Raw genomic sequence first — 18649 nt, 5'->3', positions numbered from 1 at the left:
ACCATCGTACGTCACGATACTAATAGTATAGCGGGGTGTTGCCGCTTATACTGACCATTAGAGGGGACAAATTTTATTTTCCATCCAATACCTGCCATTTACATCATTTTTAACGGTTCCCGCAAACAACCAGTTGCTCGAAAATGGGGCAGCCGTTCATACAATTTCTTTTGTGCGAGCAGCTACCGCATCGGTCGGAAGCGAAGTAGTTTCGAAATGAGCCGACGTTCGTCGAGTTGTGCCAAATATCGAGGAGGGAGTTTTCACCGCCCAATTGATCCCCTTCGACCAGTCCGCTCTGGAATGAGCAAGGATACACTTTCAAGTCTTCGGAGACATAAAGCGAAAAACGGCCTGCGTCGCAAGCGTCCACCAGTGCTGTGTTCGCATTTGTCCTAGCAAACACCCCGCTAACACAACAAGCATCAAAGCCGACCTTTAACTTAGCTGCTGGAGACGTTGCTAACTTGAAAAATTCTTCGACACGCGGGCTGTTTCGAAGTAGTTTTTCTTCAAAAATCTTACGCCCCGATGGCTTATAGTTGAGAAAAACGAGTGCATTAATTTTATCCAAAAATTTTGGAGGAGCGCTGAGCCATTCGATAGCAGTGTCGATACTTTGGCTATCAATTATAAAATGGACGTTTGTTTTGATCTGCCACTCGGCGAGCAATTTTAGGGTTTCGGCAGTTTCCCGATAAGGAGGATACGCCGATACCGCTACAGCTCCACAGTATCGTTGTGTCGCTGATAATATACTGTCCGTAAGTCCTCGGCCATTCGTCGTGTAATTGGGAATGATACCATTCGTTCTCGTGTACTCAAGAATTTCTTCGAAGTCTGGGTGCTGGTTAGGGTTGCCACCGCCCAATGCAACTTGGAACGTATGCATTTCGGCAGCTTCATCGATGACGCGTTTGTAGTCCTTCAGAGCCATATGAGAACCGTGCTTCGTTGAAGACTTGTAACAAAATACGCATCCCTTATCACACCAATTCGTGATGGATATGTCCATCAATTCTGGTCCATGTGGCGACCAAAATGGTTCGGGTTTGCCCGCTTCTGGAACACGTGCAAAAAACCCGGTGCGCGTGTTCGAAAATGTGGAATATCCCAAGTCTTGGTAGCGATTGATCCTTACGCTCGCGTTACCAGTAGTTGTCGTACGCATTGATATAAAACCTTTCCGATTCTATCTCGAAAATTTCGGTGCAAAGGACTGTTTCAGCAAGGCATTCGTCGCTGCTAAGATGCCCCGTCGTGACGTTTTTTCCTTGTCGGATGGCGTCGCGCATACGATCCAAAACCTCGTGAGTGAAGTCGTGTTTGCCCTCAAGAGCATCTATATCGTCAACGGATTGCAGGGCTTGTCCTCGCTCAATGCTTGATTTCAATTGGTAAAACATAGACTCAAACAATGGCGCGACGGGGCTGTCTAGCTCTACGCCTACTGCATCAAAAAAACTCTCTTTTGAAATCATCTCCATCGAGATGTATACGAATGACGTTGACGAACTATTGGAAACAAAATCCATCTTAATTTTCATGATCTCTCTCCAGTTTCCGAATGCATTCGACTACGATTTCAAGGATGTTGTCATCATAAGCCTGATTCATCAGACCGTTGTCATTTTTGAACATAAGTATATGTTTCTTATCGAAAGCAGATTCATGAAGATATATATCGTGCGCACATTCTAAATACTGATATATCGATGTATACTCTACGCAGTAATATCTACTGTATTCCTTTTTCAAATCGATAGACGATATAAAAATGTGGTCGTAGACGGACTTAAACAACTGTCTTCCGAGGCCAGTATTCTTGATCTTGAGGGCAGTCAAAAAATCACTGAATTCGGGAATGACGTTAGCCGCTAAAATAAATCTATTACCGTCCATCTCAGTTATCCTTCGCTGACGACTGTATTTCAAATATCAGCGCGCGTAGGGGGTGTGCCCTAGCAGTTCGAACTAGGCCTATCGCGCCGTTTAATATTGAGTTGTTTGAAAAGTCCGCGAATAGTGCAGCGGTGCGCTCTCGTTCGTACCAACCGGCAGAGGAAGAAACGTGCAGAAAAAATGCCAACCATTCTGAGGTGCGGTTTCTTGAAACCCGGTCCGGCCCAACGGCGCTTATATCCTCAACAAACTGATTAAGCTTTTCTTGCCAATTATTTGAAGGGAAATCGTTTCGACGGGTAAAAAGTATCCTAATGTATTCGCAATGATTCTTCGTGTCCAAATTATTCAGATGCTCGATTAGAATGTTAATATTCAAAAGCTCGGCTAAATTGTTTCGTCTTACCAAAAATGATGCTGCGCTTCGAACCCGATTAGGAAACGTTGTTTCTCTCAGAATCATATTCATCCGCTCAACATCCTGTGTATTCTGGACCTGAGGAGGTAGCAGATGGACGTTCAATGTGTAGTGTTCAATAAAGTCATTGGAGTTCTCGCAAGCCTTGAGCGCAGCTTTCGCCCCAAGCTTTCTGGCGAGTAAGTACACGTATCGATACACACCCTCAAAGATTGGGCGGCCAGAAAGGGAAGAGAGATCGCCACTGAGGCTCGTCTCGCTTTCCATATTCTGGACAAAGCTATATGCGATGACGAAGTCTCTCAATTCGTCATAAGTGAATGAGATAACAAGGTCTCCAAGACTAGCCAACCCGGATGGCATGATTTCCTGTCTCAAGATTACATCATCGGCGACAAAACGATGAACTACCTCCTTCTCATTATCGGAGAAGTTTCGGACAGAAACCGTTGAGAAATCGTCGGCTTCAAGCATTGAGGTAACGATCTTCAGCAGCGTAGGGAACGCATTCGCCTTTAGCCGTTCGGGGAACAACTCGATTTTTCTTTTTAGGAATTCCTCAAATAAGTCGCCCTTATAAATGTCGGACATATAACCGACATCCTGTGCTTCATGGCGCTCAGAAAAGATGCGAAGAAGTAGGAGATCGTTCTGCAGAAACTCTCTCGCGAAACCAGATAGATGCCCGGTTACCTGGAAGTGTTTAAGATATGATCGGAGAAGTCTACTCTTACCAGCATCAGACATTTTTGCGCGTAAGTCCATAACCCTGTGGACTGCGTCGCTAAATGGTTCGTTCAAGAGGGACGCGTATTTTTCCTCGAAAAATTCGCTTCGGCATGTAATTGTGATTTTGATAAAATCGTACTGACAGACAGCGTTACAGAAATCTTTAAGCTCGTCGTTAAACTCGTCTAACGCGTTCACCTCGTTAATTCCGTCAATTACAATGAGAAATGGTTTTCCAAACTCGTTCGCTAGCCCATTAAAAAAATCTAGGTACTGATGGATTGATGAAAAATTTGGTGCATATCTGTTATTTGATATAAAACCGAACAGGCGTTGGCGCGGTTGATAGCTATTCAACTCCCTCGCGGGTATAAAGATGCAGGGTAGCTCAAATGCGCGAAACTGCCTGTCGACCAAGTCGCAAACAAAGTTGGTTTTTCCCTGTCCAGCCATACTCGTTATCAGGAAAACCTTATGCCTCATTAAAGCAATCATCGAGCGCACATCCTGCAGAATCCAGACGATGCCAGTTGTTAAACTTTCAACTCTAAAACGAACGATTGACCAGCCATCGGTGTTTCCGTTTTCGGATGCGTATTTTCCCCCATATTCTTTATAGTACCAGGATAAGGGGCCAATTTTTCGCAGTTCAATTTCGACAGCTTCATCGACTGCGCCCAGCCACGGCCACAATTCAGAGAATGTCTGCGGAGTGGCGCTTAGTACTTCCGCCGAAATTTCAAGACAAAGCTCAGGCTCCCTTCCCAGTTTCAGTAGGGAGTTTAATTCATCATAATGAATTTTATTTAGCGAATCACATATTTTCCTGTAAAAAAATAGCGGATGAGAGAAAAATCTCATTTCCTCTTTAGTTTTATGAGTTTCGACAAAAATACTCGGAATGTATTTTTTTGAGTTCTTCTCGATCTCTATTTTATTCTGCGAGAATTCTAGAAATCTTTCCAACTCGGCACGGAATTGTAAGTGCCGATCTCTCTTTGTAAATTCCGACGCGAGATATGCATGAATGCAACTGAGCTTATGTGTATTAAGGCTGTTTAGGCGGGACACGATGTCGGTGAGGTCAAGAATGTCCCGCGAGGGATCGAATTTGATCGAAAGTGCAGCTATCTCATATGATAATGCCTTTGCGGTGTAACTTGACTGCTTCTCTGTAATTGTCAGAATGCAAACCCGCTCGAAAAGCTGCTCCAACTGGTGTTCTCTAAATTTGGCTAGGGTTTTGATTATCTTTCCGCTCGAAGCGTCGGTAGTAACTTGGAATGAAATTTTAGACTTCCTGCAGCCGAGGTCGATGGAGGGGAAATTTTGTTGAATCTCATTTTGGTTCTGAAGCTCAGGGCAGTCGAACAGCTCCTTGAGAATCGGAACCAAAAAATCTTCAGTCACCGAGTTGATGTCGAAGCGACCGGCCGCGTTGAGGGCTCTGATTTCATGACTTAGCCGACCAAGGTACTTCGCGCAGCCATTTAAATACTCGTCTCTATTCATCCTATCGTGACCATAACCTACATAAACCCCTGATATGTAATTGCTACTCAATAGCAGTTAAGTCTTCAAGCTTCCGACAAATGAAATCACAGAGCCGCTAAACTTGGTAGCAGCAGTCAGGGCGACCACTAGGCGGGGACAGCCGTCAAACAAATTGCGTGATTTTCGCGACCGCCCCGTACATTCGAGAACAACTCGTCAGCCCCGTTTTGTATTATGTCTGCTAACAGCTGTTGTATGGAGGGGTTCTACGACCGCCTTAACGCACACTGCTAGCGTCACACTTCCACAGCAAGTTCAGTAAAGGCGACGCCGAGGAAACGGTTGTCTAGGTGAAGCGATCAAGGTTTGGGGTGTTGGTGGACGCAGGACGCGGAATATCTTCGACATATCTTCGGCCCTCCTGTGAGCGTGCGTTCGGAGATGAAGGCGGCTATTGATAGTTTAGCGCCGCACCCGATGGAGCGATGCTTCTCAAATATCCGCGTAAGATTTTTTATTATTCTAAGCCAGCAGGACAATGTATGGGACATTCTGAGTCTCCCAATTCCTTATAGCTTCCGACGTTGTTGTTTCTGAAAAATAACTTCGCTCGTAGGCAATCCTCAGGACTTTTTCCAGTTCCGAGCTATCAGTTTCAAACGTATTATTAGTTCCAATGTCACGCTTGAGTGCTCGGGCTAGTATGCGCACGTAATCATGACCGCTCGATAGCAATAAATTGTCATGTCCAAGCGCGGTTATCGCTGCGCATTCGTCTTGAAGTTCGACTATAGTGGGCGCGTTTGCACCACTACGTGCGAGTATATGTCTCGCAGCCGACGCACCATCAACCGAACATTCTGCGTTATTCGTAAACTGGTAACGCATCCCATTGAATTTCAAGTTCCACTCACGCCGCTTAGATGCCAAGCGTATCACACCGATCTTCGCTGCTTCGGCAGCCAAGATGTGCTTAATTGTTGTATTTCTGTTCGCGCAGATTGCTCTGATCTTTTGTTCACTTCCGTAATGCAGCAACACCTTATCAAGAGCGGGGCTATCGACGATCATAACCTCTGTGTCGTTGCCCTGCGTCCTAACAATATTAGACGATGGCACATTGTCGTTGGAGATATCGGCGAAGTCTCCGTCAACTAAACCGATAGCACCGCAAAATTGGTTCTCGTCGAGCAAAAGGATTGTATTTTGGACGTTATCCTTGTTGATGCAATTCACAATATTGCACCGCCCACCGTCAATGAATTGACCATAGAGACGCGCATCCGTGTCACCCTCTACGAGAAGGAAGCTGCCTTTGTGCACCGCCCGCTGTAGCTTGATCTCAGCAAACAATGTCGCTGACGAAATTTCCTTTTTAATGGCGCTCATTCAAGGCCCCCGTCCAACTCAGTGACGAGATCCCACCTTTCGTTGATGATCTGTGGTGAATGAGTTGCAATCGCGACATTCAATGGCCGCGCCTTCTGAATCTGCTGAAGATCGGTTATGAACTTTTTTTGCCACGCGACATGCAGAGATAACTCAGGTTCATCGACTAAAATCAACGAGTTATCAGACACGCGAAATAGCAAGTCGTATATTATAACGAGTTCATGCTGCTCTCCCGATGATAATGAATTAAGCGGTACGATTCTTCCTGCGTCATCCTCAACTTTCATTCCGCTTTTAGGGTCGATCTTCAGCTTTTTGAAAGTAAGATGCTCAGCGATAATATTTTGAAAAATATTAATCTTTTCATACAGATCATCAAATACGCTTAGTTTTTTCTGTGTATCTTCCGAATAAACTCTGAGGAAATTTCGTATTTCTTTTTCGCCAATTCGATCAAACTCAGTTATTTGGTCCGCATCAGATTTATCCAAGAGACCAGCGGAGACAAGCTGTATTCTCTTTTCCTCCAACTCGCGCAGCTTGTTTCGGATGACGTCCTCCGGTGGGGCGTCTTTACCGAACTGCTGTACCATTCTTTTGGGAAACGTTTGGTCGAGCTTTTGCGATTGGGCTGCATAGATCTTGATTGCATCTCCGATTTTTTGAGCAAGGTCTTCTGCATTACCTTCTACAACAGACCGACTTGCCTTCGGCCTTCGGGAGGGATACCTCCCATCGTAATCCACATCCAATCGCAGTAAGCGCTGTGTTTCGATCATATGACATTCGGTCGATTGGATTACATCGCTTAACCATTCCGGTATATCTGTTAGCCGCTGCAAGCTCTTAGGTAGCATATCTGCAAAGGTGTCGATAACCTCTTCGAGAGTATAGCTACGACCGTCACGGTCATCGATCCAGCTATCAGGCCCCACTCGAGTGAGATAAGGGATGTATCGGTCGATAATAGATAGTTCGCGAGAAAGCGGCTCGTCGCCTCGCGAATAATTAAATGGCTCTACGGGCCCCCGTCCGTGGCATGTGAAGACAAGAGATGTTTTCGACCCAACGTTCCCTCCGTCTCGCGTTTCCTTTGACTTGGTAACCACCACAAATATGCTATCGGAAAACCAGAATGTAACGCTCGTAAACTCGTAGCGTCGCATTTTTGCAAACTGTTTAGAAAAAAAGAACATTATGAGACTGAGGAGCGCTGTCTTACCGTACCCATTGGGCGCTGTCAGAATAGTGATTTGATCCGATGAAGTAAGGCTGAACTCGTGATTAAAGCGTCCGAACAAACCTTTGACGCTTACTGCCCGCAATCTCATCCAGTTGCCCTCATTTTTGCCAACGTCAGTAATGTAATACTAACAACAGTTACTATAAGCTGCTCGTCGCCGTCTAGTATTGAGTTACGTACGTCGTCGCCTCCGCGAAAGCTAATTCGAACTTACCGGGCACTTTCTGATAGAGGGCTTATCCCCAATATTTCTGGTAATCCGGCCCCTTCGATTCCGGCTGCTGGGCCTTTTCAGGATGAGTTATGATGACTGGTAATGGTGCGGGAAGATCAGGGCCGACAATGATTGCCTCGCCTTGCGCCAACGACGGAATGAAGGCCGCCGCATCACGATCTAGATCGCCGCATGCTCTTTCAATTGTCTCCCGGTCGCGATCATTGGTTAGGCGATGTACAAACAGAGTTCCTAACTGGCTTAAAACGTCGGTCGGAACGTCTCTCGGTCGCTGCGTAGCAATCGCAGCCGTTAGACCATATTTTCTACCTTCTTTCGCAATCAAGCCAAATGCATCTAATGACACACGATTAGTTTCGTCTCCTATTGAACGGCCCACAAATTGATGAGCCTCGTCCAGGAAACAAATAAGCGGACACTCTTTAAACGCTTCTTCTCGCGACAAATTGAGGAGGTATCTACCGATTGTATTGAGCAATATCTCGCGAGTATTATATTTGAAACTAACGTGTTCAAACGATAACAAAAGCGCGTTCTGTTTTGGATCTTGAATGAATTTTCTAATAATTTCGCACACATCTTCTCCTTCGTTGGAGAAGATGCACTTCATTTCTGATGATGAAAGATAGTTCTCGATTCTGACATTCAACGAGTTACAGAACCCTAGTGCTGCATCATCTACCTTGCCATAGAATCCATTAGCATTAGCGTCCTGAGAACTGTGCTTGACGCATTCCTCTCGCACTTGGGCAGAAAGTAGGTGAATATCGAAATCGCAGAATTGCGAGTCCAGCTCGGAAGAATAATTGATCAGGGCTTTGCTGATGACGTTCCGACTTCGCCCAATTTTTCTGATCGTTCCACTTTCCCTTATTTCTATGAAATGATTGTTCTCTTCTAAGTATATTGTGTTGCCATTATCCTGCTTTTTTGCACTAAACCTTTGCGGATTACGCTGTAATAGCGCCGCTAGTCTGAGATTCTTAATGGCGCTTCGTAAATTTGGACCTTGCATTTGTGTTGATGGCGTCAAGAGACCATACAAATCAGTTTCCGAAAGATGTTTGTAAGGAAATCTTACAAGCGGGTGTTCTGCATCGCCCTTCGAGAAACGGTATTCTTTTGCACCAGTAATTTTCCCCTCAAACTCACCAGTTGGGTCGAACAAAATACATTTGCCTTTGAGGCGCACCACTTCGTTGACTAGCCGCGATACCGTCCAGCTTTTCCCACCGCCTGTTGCTCCAAATATGCCGCAATGCCTGCCAAACAGTTTTTCCGGCGGGATCATAATATGGGCGTCATTTAGTCCAGAAAGGCATCCCAACTCGATGAGGCGTTCTGCTCCTTTCCCTTCTTTTGTCTCCCCCGAAAGAGCACATTGGATTGCTGACGCGAGCGCTTGCCCCTCGGCCAAATAAGCGCTGTCTCCGATCCTCGGCTGGGTATTAATGCCGCGAGACACCTCTTTCGTCGTTTTATCAATTGTGGCCAACAACTGGGCGCGGCCTTGAGGATCGGTAACGATTTCCTGGTCCAGTTGACGCTCTAACGCTGAGCGTTGTCGCTCCGGAACGATGACTTCAGTCAAACGACCGAAAACTATGGCTGCATCGCAATCAATAAAAAGGAAGTCACCTGTAGTTCCTTTGGCGAGTCCCCGCTGTCCGCTAATGGCCAAACCAAGCGGAACCGTCAGTTCAACAGACGCGGCCCCCACCCGGGTTACGGTTCCGACACGTTTATCGGGATCGATCAACGCATAATCGTTTGTTGCAATCATTACAGGCCACCCAGTTCTTCCAAGCGCATTAGAAGCCTCTGGCGGTCGGTTTCACCGGATACGGAAGGAATCGCGTCGATCATATCTTCGAAGCGACCGTTCAGTATAGTTAGTCTGGTGTCTCCCTGCTGGACCAAGCGCATCAATCGCGCTTGATATTTATTCGGCTGCGAACCTACTGCTTTCAAAGCGTGTTCTGGTTGAATGTCATCCAACTGCTGCTCTGCGACAAACCCAGGGTCAACGAGTATTAACTTCAGCGAAAGGTTCGATTCTACCGCTGACCAGATCGGTGAGCTTATATGATCGTCTGCGAAACCAAAGCCTGCGATGAAGATAGTAGTATCTGGCTCTCTTAATGCAGATTGAAACGCGGCAAACATATCCAGATAAGGAGTTTCGAAAGCCTCTTGATACTTTGTAGACCTCGGATAGATCAGAACAGGAGTTAGGTCATTTCCTTCGCCTTTGGCTCGCCGAATAACTGCACCATCTGATCGTCGCCTCCAGTCGACGGAGCCATGCATTTTGTACAAATGAAAAACGCTGTCGATGTAATCGGACTTTGTCCCAGACGATGACCTTCGTACGATATCTGTTTGAAAATAATCTCTATTGAAACGTTGTTCGGCGCTGTGCGAAAATCCGTCAATAAAAACAATGCCCAGCCGCGCCCCAGCTTCTTCCAGACAAAGATCGTAATTGGTGGTAAACAGCTTTACGCGCGGTTTCTCAGCACTTCGCTTTGAAAACTTTCTCAGCAGATTCGAATGAGCGGGCAGGGATGTTTTCTCATCCACGAAACCAACCTCGCTCAGAATAGCGGTTTCGGCCTTCGAAATGAAATCTGTAAGAACCGAGACTTCGGAATCAAGCTGCTCAAATTGTTCGTCAGTGGCCCTAACGCTTAGCAACTCCAGCTTCATTTTACAGAGACTGAGCAGCTTTTCGATATTGCCTGCACTTGTCTCTTCAGGTTTAGGTGGCGACATGCCGAGTAATTCTTCGGCAATGTCGTCGAAGCTTTGGCCGTTCTTAAGTGTGTCCTTGTCAATTTTATCGCGGACAGCCTTCCAGAGTGTTGCCATGCTAGGGGCTTGCCCCCCGCCGCTCGAATTCACAGCAGAGAACGATGCACCCGACCCTAGGAGAAATATGACATTTGTAGAATTGAAAGCATTGCGAAGCGTCTCTCCGACTTTGTTCTTCGCTCCGGGAATTGTCCTGCTACTTGGATCGTTAGGATCGGCAGGTTGGTCTTCCCAAGCGAGCCATTTGTCTTCGCGCGTGTAAAGACGCAAATACTCGGCCATACCCGTCTTTTTTTGCCAATACCCGGTCATACCCCCTCCGATTCGATCACGCAAACTGGACGCCATGTTCCATCATTTATTCATGCTTAGTAAGAGCTACGATTAGAAATCGATTTAGCCGGGTGTTATTGCCTGGATAACAGTGTTGCCGTGCTGATGCATGCTTTCAAAGCCCGGCTGCGCCGGGTCCTAGTTCGGCTTGACGCCGAATTGAGACGGCCCATGGCCGTCACATCATTTTATTAGAAAGACTGAATCGGCTTTAGCATTGATCCATCGCCATTCAGTCTTTCTAATTCGAAATGGAATCCGCCTTACGGCGGATACATCGTTCTTAAGAATTTAACTTAAAGTTGTAGTGGATATCAAATATGGGAATATGGCAGAAGCTCGCATTATGATCTGCCGATTGCCGTTGGGTTGATGGCAGCTATCGGTGCAATTCCGATCGACGCCATACAATCCTATCTGGTTTTGGGAGAGCTTTCGCTTGATGGCTCCATAACGGCTGTTGCGGGCGTATTGCCTGCTGCAATTGGCGCCAATCGTGAAGATAAGGGCCTGATCTGTCCGTATGACTGTGGTCCAGAAGCCGCATGGGCAGGGGCCAATGTCGATATTCTTGCGCCACGCAGCCTGATTGCGCTGGCCAACCATTTTCGGGGAACACAGGTGCTGACGCCGCCTGATCCTTCGATGCGGGTTTCAAGCGAAGTGCTGCCCGATCTTGCCGATATCAAGGGGCAGGAGACTGCCAAGCGTGCGCTGGAGATTGCTGCCGCCGGAAATCACAATCTGCTTCTCGTCGGGCCGCCTGGATCGGGAAAATCCATGCTTGCACAGCGACTCCCATCCATTCTGCCAAAACTCAGCCCGCGCGAACTGCTCGACGTTTCAATGATCACATCCATTGCAGGCGAGCTATCGGGTGGAAAACTGTCTGACCGCAGACCTTTTCGCGCGCCACATCATTCGGCGTCTATGGCTGCAATGGTTGGTGGGGGGCTGCGGGCGAGGCCGGGTGAAGTATCACTTGCGCATAATGGCGTGTTGTTTCTCGATGAGTTTCCGGAGTTTTCGCCACAGGTGATCGATTCTCTCAGGCAACCGCTGGAGACTGGCGAATGCATGATTGCACGCGTCAATCATCGTACCAGCTATCCGGCGCGCTTTCAGCTGATTGCAGCGATGAACCCCTGTCGTTGTGGCATGGCGGGGGAGCCAGGTCACACATGCGCACGTGGCCCGCGTTGCCAAAGCGACTATCAGGCACGCATTTCCGGGCCGTTGCTGGACCGAATCGATCTCAGGGTCGATATGCCTGCCGTCTCAGCCCTTGATCTCATTCAGCCGTCGCAGTCTGAACGAAGCGAAAGCGTTGCCAAACGTGTCGCGCGGGCACGGGCGACACAAAGCGTGCGCTATGCAGCTCTTGGGCTGGATGCATCCATGACCAACGCTTACTGTTCGGCAAATCTGATTGAAGAAGTCGCCAAGCCGGATGCTGCGGGCGTAAAGCTGCTGCGCGACGCGAGCGAACAGATGCGCTTTTCTGCGCGTGCCTATCACCGCATTTTGAAAGTGGCCCGCACATTGGCCGATCTCGATGGAGTGGACCAGATCAGCCGCATACATCTTGCTGGCGCGATTTCTTATCGCATGGGCGCTGAGAGACTGTCTTCTGTGGCGTGAAGACCACGTCACAGAAGCTCTTTCTGCTCTAAAGCATGTCGCAGTTAAATGGATTCATTTAACGTTCGCGAACATGCGACAATTAAAAGAATCTAGAGCGAGCACCATGGGCGCGATTAAACACGACACGCTCTAGCAATTCAGGGTCTGAAGCGTCATGCTGCCATTGTTCAGAAAACAGGCTTTGCTGAACAGCGATAGATCAAGCGGATTTGGAAGACGCACGTCGCTTAGATCCGGGCAGGCTTTGGCGTCTGCATCAAAACTACGATCAATCTGCGAGATACAGAGAATGGTTAGTCCTTTCTCTTCAGCAAAAGCTTTCAGCGCTCTTATCTGAACCATCAGTTCCGGTTTTTCACGCTTCTGATCCAACAATTGTAGATAGTCGACAACGACACATGTATCGCGCGGCGCATTCTGCGATTGCTCGATGATGTAATCTGCGCTGATTGCTTCAGATGTGTCGAACACAAACTGTGTTTGAAAGTCACGTTCGTTGATACCGAGCATCTCAAATCGTTTTCCGATGTCTTTTCTCGTATAGTCCAGAGAGAAGAACAGGCCGCGATGGCCTTTTTTCATGGCCTCAATGAGGATTTCAAGGCTGAGCAGTGTCTTGCCATGGCCGGGCCGGGCACCAACCAAAACCAGATCACCGGGTTGCAGGCACGCATAAAGTTCGGCTGCTGAAACGGCGTCGTTATGTTTGTGGGTCAGCATACTCCAGCTTTTAAAGCCTTCGTGTGCAGCGATGCGATCCAATGCCAAATGAAGCGGTATGTTCTCATTGCGCGCGATAAGCTTTGCGCGGCGTTTCAGATGATAGATCGGAGCCGACAATTTCATCAAAACCTCCTGCGAGCTTTGATTGCAATCCCTCCTTATGCATTCGCTCGACCAGTTGGTTCGGTGGTGAGATTTCCCGCATGAAAAATGCTTTCCCGATCGGAGGGGGGAGGCGTGGATAAAGCCAGAATCAGAGCATAGCGCAGATCAGGCTGAGAGGTGAATAGGATTTTGCGTGATTGCCGGGGAGCGGCTTACTCTCCCCGGCATTTGTTAGAGTCCGAACGTCACGAGTCCGTTTTCATCAATACTCCAGGCCGGGTTCCAGGCGATTTCCCATGCATGCTCGTCGGGATCAGCAATGTAGCCGCGCAAGCCGCCATGCACTGGCGCATCGGCGGGTCGCAATATCTTTCCACCAGCGCGCGTCAGCTTTTCCATGAGCGGCCGGACGTCTGTTTTGTCACCAACATTATGCGCCAGCGAGAATGCGCCCGGCTGCATCAGGCCGAAGCAGTTCATATCGGCTTCAAGCGAAGTTTTCAGGAAGGTGCCGAGAACAAAGCCATTCATCTGATAGAAGATGATTTCTTGGTTCTGGAATATTGGCGTCCAGCCAAAGCCTTCGACGTAAAAACGACGAGAGCGCTCAAGTTCCTGGATGCCAAGCGTGATGACGGAGATTTGCTGCTTCATAATCAAGACCCTATATTCTCCAATACACCATTGCATCGGAGTTGAAGGTCAAGGGACTCGACGAATTGGTCGGATTAGCTCGCATACCGAAAAGTTTGAAACCGCTTCGGATAAGATACGCTCTAAAACACCAATGAAGGCCAGGACCCGCTTTTGAGCGGGGATCGGGCTAACCGCACCGAACTCTCCTTTTTAGACCCGAAAAGGATAACACAAACGGGCCCGGCTTCAAAAGACTTGAAGAAGGCTGGTGGTTATTTCACTGCACCAACCAGCAAATTGTCCTGGGATTCGATTGTGACCCAGCGGCCGGTATTGTTTGCGGCCTGACGCTTCAAGTAGGTGTAGTCGGTTTCGTCCCAGCGCAGAACTTCGTCAGTCAGGTTGTCGAGAACGAAATCGCCGCGATCCGTGCGAACGGTTAATACTGCGTGGCCTTCGCCGTCTGGCTTGCGAACGACAGTGATCAGCAGGTCCGTCATCGGAACACCAGCCTTGGCAAGTTCACGCTGCTTGAGAAGAACATAATCTTCACAATCGCCAACAGTGGTTGGATAGGCCCAATATTCCTCAACGCCGTAGATTTCCATGTCGGTCATCGGCTTGATTCGTTCATTGACCGAAAGATTGACGGTTTGAATGTGCTGCCAATTGCTGTTGTTGAGCGAGAGTGCACGGGTGTCGCGGCTGACGATGTTGCATTCAGCGGCTTCGCGCTTGCAGAACTCGTAATGACCGATTGGTTGTGAAGTAAGCTTGCCAGTCTGCATATAGGCACCGGTTCCAGCCTGTGCACCGACGCTCGCCATAAGAGCGACAATGCCGATGCTGGCAGCAGCGATAAACTTCATGCTCGAGCGAACTACGCAAAACATACTCAAGGCCCTTTTCACAGCCCGCACTGGGCATTTATTAACGAAAAGTTAAAATATGAAACATGCCCGGAGTCAATTGAGGCTGCCGCGTCTTCGCCTAACATCTTAATTAATGGTTAATGCGGGCATTGTGCGGTATATGCACCTATAAATTGTATATGATGAGGAAAAAAACCGCCGCTTTAAGGGCGACGGTTTAAAAATTACGTATATATAATATAAGCTTACGCTGAAATTTCTGTCAAAGGGATGCTGCTCGAAAGCGGCGTCTGAACAGGCCGACTTTGTTCAGGAAGCTTTTTTAAAGCGGTGTGAAGCAGACGTTTGTGTGTCCGGCACTGATAAAACCAAGGCGCTGCGCTGCACCCTTGGAAAGATCAAGCACACGCCCTTTAATGAACGGACCGCGATCATTGATACGAACAATGAGCGACTTGCCGTTTCTCTGATTGGTGACCTTGACCTTGCTGCCAAGCGGCAAGGTGCGGTGGGCAGCTGTCATCCCTGATGGGTTCATGCGTTCGCCCGATGCGGTGCGTGAGGTGAGTGCATACCAGGAAGCACCGCCACAGCGTGCAGCTTGAGCTTCCATTGCGGTGATCGAGAAAAGACCAGTCGTCGCAACGGCGAGCATAGCCATACGGATTTTGAAGTTCATACTGATTCCAAGAGTCGTTTCACAAAGTCTGTCCGGTAATTTTGAGTTACGACGAGAAAGACCTGCGCCAACTGGAATCTAAATGTGGCGATGGCGTGATGTTATTGAGAGTATAATGAGATAATAGATTTAATGAACTAAGCGGAAAATGATCCTATACTAAGCGTTGTTTATTTTATGACTCAAGAAAATATCAGGAATATTTTAATCGATATGCCAGTGTTGCTGTAAAACTGTTTACGATTCGTTAGGATTCTGTGCTTGCCCGTTGCTCAACCATGTTTTGTGGCGGGAAGTGCAAGAAAAGCTGCTTTGCAGATGGTCACAGTCGTACCGTCCCGGTACAATTTTTATTTGTGGGCCCAGTTTTCAGCCGCTTCAGCCAAGTTGACGGAATCCGGCCTTTTTCGGGCGGAATACAACCATGGGCTGTTTTTGAGGTGGTAAAGTTTGTAACGCCGCCTGTAACTTTTGTTGAAATGTAGCGCGATGACACAGTTTTGACCGCGCATCGCATGCACGCAAAAGCCAAAATCCTGCTATAAGCGCTCATCTTCAGAACGGAAAATCATGCAGGATAAAACGCCAAAGGACGATACCGACACAACGCTTCCAGCCATATCGGCGGGAAAACGTATTCTATATCTATGCCTTGGCTTTCTCATGCTGGTGCTTGGTATCATTGGTGCCATTCTGCCGGTGATGCCGACAACAATCTTTATCATCTTGGCTGCGTGGTTTTTCGCGCGTTCATCGCCGAAATTTGAGGCGCGCCTACTCGCTGATCCGCGATTTGGTCCGCTTATTGTCAAATGGCGCGAGCGCGGTGCAATCCCGCCTAAGGCAAAACTATATGCCTGTCTTGGCATGGCATTCGGCTATGGCATGTTCTGGTGGGGTGCGCGCCCGGGGCCTTTGCTTGCCGTCTCTGTCACGATCTTTATGCTCGGCTCTGCGGCTTACGTTCTATCGCGCCCCAGTGAATAAGATAACATAGCAACGGAAGCTCTTAATGCCTTTGCCTTCCATCAATCCGCTTATCGGTAAGCTTTCCGCACCGCCAATTCCTGCAGTGCAGGCGTGGGCGCGGAATTATGATGGTGCGCATGGTCCTCTGATTGATCTCTCGCAGGCCGTTCCTGGTTATCCGCCGCATCCCGATATGCTGCGGTTTCTCGGCGTGGCCGCAGGATCAGTCACCTCTGCGGGCTATGGTCCGATTGAAGGCGAGACGGTTTTGCGCGAGGCCTATGCAGCCCATGTTGGTGGCCTCTATGAGGCTCAGATCCAGGCTCACAACGTTCATATAACATCGGGCTGCAATCAGGCTTTCATTGCAGCGATTATGTGCGTCGCCCAAAGCGGCGATACGGTTCTTGCGACTAATCCCTTTTATTTCAACCACCAATCATCGTTGGAGATGCTGGGCATCCACTCGGCAACAGTCGCCTGCCGCGCTGAAAACGGGTTTGTGCCTGCAATTGAAGATATAAAGGCGGCCTTACATAAAGGCGTGCGCGCGCTTGTTTTGGTGTCGCCCAATAATCCAACCGGTGCAATTTATCCGCCGCAATTGCTTGGTGAGATTTATGCTGCTTGTCGTGAAAACGGGACGTGGCTGCTGCTCGATGAAACCTATCGCGATTTTCTAAGCAATGCTGATCGAGCTCCGCATGGACTGTTCGCAGAGGCTGACTGGCCGTCGCATCTGGTCCAACTCTACAGCTTCTCTAAATCCTTTTGCATTCCGGGCCACAGGCTTGGGGCAATTGTCGCAGGTTCCGAGATGGTGGCCAATGTTGCCAAAGTGATGGATAATCTGCAAATCTGCGCAACACGTGCACCACAGATTGCGGTCAGCCAAGCGATTGAACCGCTCAAGGCTTGGCGCGACGACAACCGCAAGGAGATTGAACGGCGCGCGGGAGCCTTGCGTGTCTCCATGAGTAATGTGGCTGGTTGGCATATTGAGGCAGTGGGCGCTTATTTCGCATTTGTGCGTCATCCTTATGAAGGCGTGTCGTCTGCCAAGGTTGCCGAGATGCTCACCAAGTCCATAGGTGTTGTCACACTACCCGGCAGCTTTTTTGGAGATGAGCAGGATGCATTTTTGCGATTTGCTTTCGCCAATGCAGACGTTGCCGGCATTAAGGCCATGGCCGCGCGGCTTCCGCTTTTGAAACTTTGAGTGTTTAAGCAGCGAGGAAAACCCTGCAAAACGGCGGGCAAAGTCGATTGATACAAAGCTGTAACACTACTGTCATATGACTGTTATATAGAGCGCGTAGACGGCTGGTGACGCTTTCACGTCATGTGTCTTTTACAACAGGGGCTGGTGCTCATGAACAAGATGATTTCCTCGACCGCAGCGCTCGCAATTGCTGCAGTATTGTCGGTTTCCGCTGCGAATGCGCGCGATCAGATTCAGGTTTCCGGTTCCTCGACCGTTCTGCCTTATGCCAAGATCGTTGCAGAAACCTTTGGCGAAACCTATCCGAACTTCAAGACGCCGGTTATTGAATCGGGCGGCTCTGGCGCAGGCATCAAGGAATTCTGCAAGGGCGTCGGTGAAAACACCATCGATATCGCCAATGCATCGCGCGCCATGAAGGGCACCGAACTCAAGTCCTGCATTGATGCAGGCGTTAAGGAAGTTCAGGAAGTCCGCTTTGGCTATGACGGCATCGTGTTTGCAACCGATGCGAACGGTCCAGACTGGAAACTGGCTCCAGTTGACGTTTACAAGGCTCTTGCTGCCAAGCTCGTCGTAGACGGCAAGCTGGTCGACAATCCAAACACCAAGTGGAACCAGGTCAATGCAGACCTGCCAGATTGGGATATCACTGCCTACATCCCTGGCGAAAAGCATGGGACGCGTGAAGTTTTCGAAGAAAAGCTTCTTGCTGACGGCTGCAAGGAATCGGGCGCTCTCGACGAAATCAAGAAGACCGGTCTCGATGACAAGGCTTCGGCTGCTGCCTGTATCGCTGTTCGTAAGGACGGCAAGGCTGTCGATATCGATGGCGATTACAGCGAAACGCTGGCTCGCATCGACTCCAACAAGCAGGGCGTTGGCGTTTTCGGTCTCTACTTCTTCGAAAACAATGCTGACAAGCTGAAGGTAGCGACCGTAGGCGGCGTCAAGCCATCGGCTGAAACCGTTGCTTCGGGCGAATATCCGGTTTCGCGTCCACTGTTCTTCTACGTGAAGAAGGCTCACCTTGGCGTCATTCCAGGCCTCAAGGAATATGTTGACTTCTTCCTGTCCGAACAGATGGTCGGCCCGGAAGGCCCGCTTGCTGAATACGGTCTGGTTCCGGCTCCGGATGCAGAACGTGAAGCACAGCGCACTGCCTTCACCGAAGGCAAGCTGATGGAAGTCAAGTAAGCTTTGATCTGTGGAATGTGGGGAGGACTCCTTCCCACATTC

14 protein-coding genes and 1 pseudogene are annotated in these 18649 nt (G+C 48.7%); 4 read left to right on the top strand and 11 right to left on the bottom strand.

Annotated features, from left to right (window positions below; genetic code table 11):
• Positions 1–109 precede the first annotated feature (109 nt).
• The 7 genes from QBD00_RS05345 to QBD00_RS05315 form a co-directional block, all read right to left on the bottom strand.
• Entirely contained in the window at positions 110–1171 is a 1062-nt protein-coding gene (locus tag QBD00_RS05345; RefSeq protein ID WP_318578838.1) for a radical SAM/SPASM domain-containing protein, read from the bottom strand.
• Positions 1149–1547 carry a hypothetical protein gene (locus tag QBD00_RS05340; protein ID WP_318578837.1) on the bottom strand — a complete coding sequence of 133 codons (399 nt, stop codon included), beginning with the start codon at positions 1545–1547 and terminating at the stop codon, positions 1149–1151. Before QBD00_RS05340 ends, QBD00_RS05345 begins: the two co-directional genes overlap by 23 nt.
• A 356-nt stretch (positions 1548–1903) precedes the next feature.
• Complete coding sequence (locus tag QBD00_RS05335) at positions 1904–4561, bottom strand: SMEK domain-containing protein (protein ID WP_318578836.1); 2658 nt, start codon at positions 4559–4561, stop codon at positions 1904–1906.
• Positions 4562–5065: 504 nt separating this feature from the next.
• Positions 5066–5932, bottom strand: a complete 867-nt coding sequence (locus tag QBD00_RS05330; RefSeq protein ID WP_318578835.1) for a DUF4435 domain-containing protein — start codon at positions 5930–5932, stop codon at positions 5066–5068.
• Positions 5929–7266, bottom strand: a complete 1338-nt coding sequence (locus tag QBD00_RS05325) for an AAA family ATPase (RefSeq protein WP_318578834.1) — start codon at positions 7264–7266, stop codon at positions 5929–5931. The genes QBD00_RS05330 and QBD00_RS05325 overlap by 4 nt, the downstream gene beginning before the upstream one ends.
• Positions 7267–7414: 148 nt before the next feature.
• Entirely contained in the window at positions 7415–9196 is a 1782-nt protein-coding gene (locus tag QBD00_RS05320) for an ATP-binding protein (protein WP_318578833.1), read from the bottom strand.
• Positions 9196–10539 (bottom strand): SIR2 family protein, encoded by a 1344-nt coding sequence (locus tag QBD00_RS05315; RefSeq protein ID WP_318578832.1) that lies wholly within the window; start codon positions 10537–10539, stop codon positions 9196–9198. The genes QBD00_RS05320 and QBD00_RS05315 overlap by 1 nt, the downstream gene beginning before the upstream one ends.
• Before the next feature lie 360 nt (positions 10540–10899).
• Between QBD00_RS05315 and QBD00_RS05310 the strand changes: the two are divergent.
• A pseudogene (locus QBD00_RS05310) lies at positions 10900–12201 on the top strand (YifB family Mg chelatase-like AAA ATPase); the annotation flags it as partial.
• Positions 12202–12333: 132 nt separating this feature from the next.
• Here QBD00_RS05310 and QBD00_RS05305 read toward each other — a convergent pair.
• The 4 genes from QBD00_RS05305 to QBD00_RS05290 all read right to left on the bottom strand — a co-directional run bounded on the left by QBD00_RS05305 (position 12334) and on the right by QBD00_RS05290 (position 15219).
• Positions 12334–13050 (bottom strand): DNA helicase, encoded by a 717-nt coding sequence (locus tag QBD00_RS05305; RefSeq protein WP_318578831.1) that lies wholly within the window; start codon positions 13048–13050, stop codon positions 12334–12336.
• Between the two features lie 213 nt (positions 13051–13263).
• On the bottom strand, positions 13264–13686 hold the full coding sequence (locus QBD00_RS05300) for a VOC family protein (RefSeq protein WP_318578830.1): 423 nt from the start codon (positions 13684–13686) through the stop codon (positions 13264–13266).
• Between the two features lie 254 nt (positions 13687–13940).
• Entirely contained in the window at positions 13941–14561 is a 621-nt protein-coding gene (locus QBD00_RS05295) for a transglutaminase-like cysteine peptidase (RefSeq protein ID WP_318578829.1), read from the bottom strand.
• A gap of 301 nt (positions 14562–14862) precedes the next feature.
• Complete coding sequence (locus tag QBD00_RS05290) at positions 14863–15219, bottom strand: septal ring lytic transglycosylase RlpA family protein (RefSeq protein WP_095447773.1); 357 nt, start codon at positions 15217–15219, stop codon at positions 14863–14865.
• 570 nt (positions 15220–15789) lie between these two features.
• Here QBD00_RS05290 and QBD00_RS05285 point away from each other — a divergent pair.
• From QBD00_RS05285 to QBD00_RS05275, 3 genes are all read left to right on the top strand, one after another.
• Positions 15790–16206 (top strand): YbaN family protein, encoded by a 417-nt coding sequence (locus QBD00_RS05285; protein ID WP_095447774.1) that lies wholly within the window; start codon positions 15790–15792, stop codon positions 16204–16206.
• 31 nt (positions 16207–16237) lie between these two features.
• Positions 16238–17407: an aminotransferase gene (locus QBD00_RS05280; RefSeq protein WP_318578987.1), complete on the top strand. Its 1170-nt coding sequence runs from the start codon at positions 16238–16240 to the stop codon at positions 17405–17407.
• A 153-nt stretch (positions 17408–17560) separates the two neighbouring features.
• Complete coding sequence (locus tag QBD00_RS05275; protein ID WP_264230464.1) at positions 17561–18607, top strand: PstS family phosphate ABC transporter substrate-binding protein; 1047 nt, start codon at positions 17561–17563, stop codon at positions 18605–18607.
• Positions 18608–18649: the final 42 nt, after the last annotated feature.

The sequence above is a fragment of the Ochrobactrum sp. AN78 genome (genome assembly GCF_029909885.1).
Classification (GTDB): domain Bacteria; phylum Pseudomonadota; class Alphaproteobacteria; order Rhizobiales; family Rhizobiaceae; genus Brucella; species Brucella quorumnocens.
Note: the sequence above shows the minus strand (reverse complement) of the source record. Positions and strands in the feature narration are given on the sequence as shown.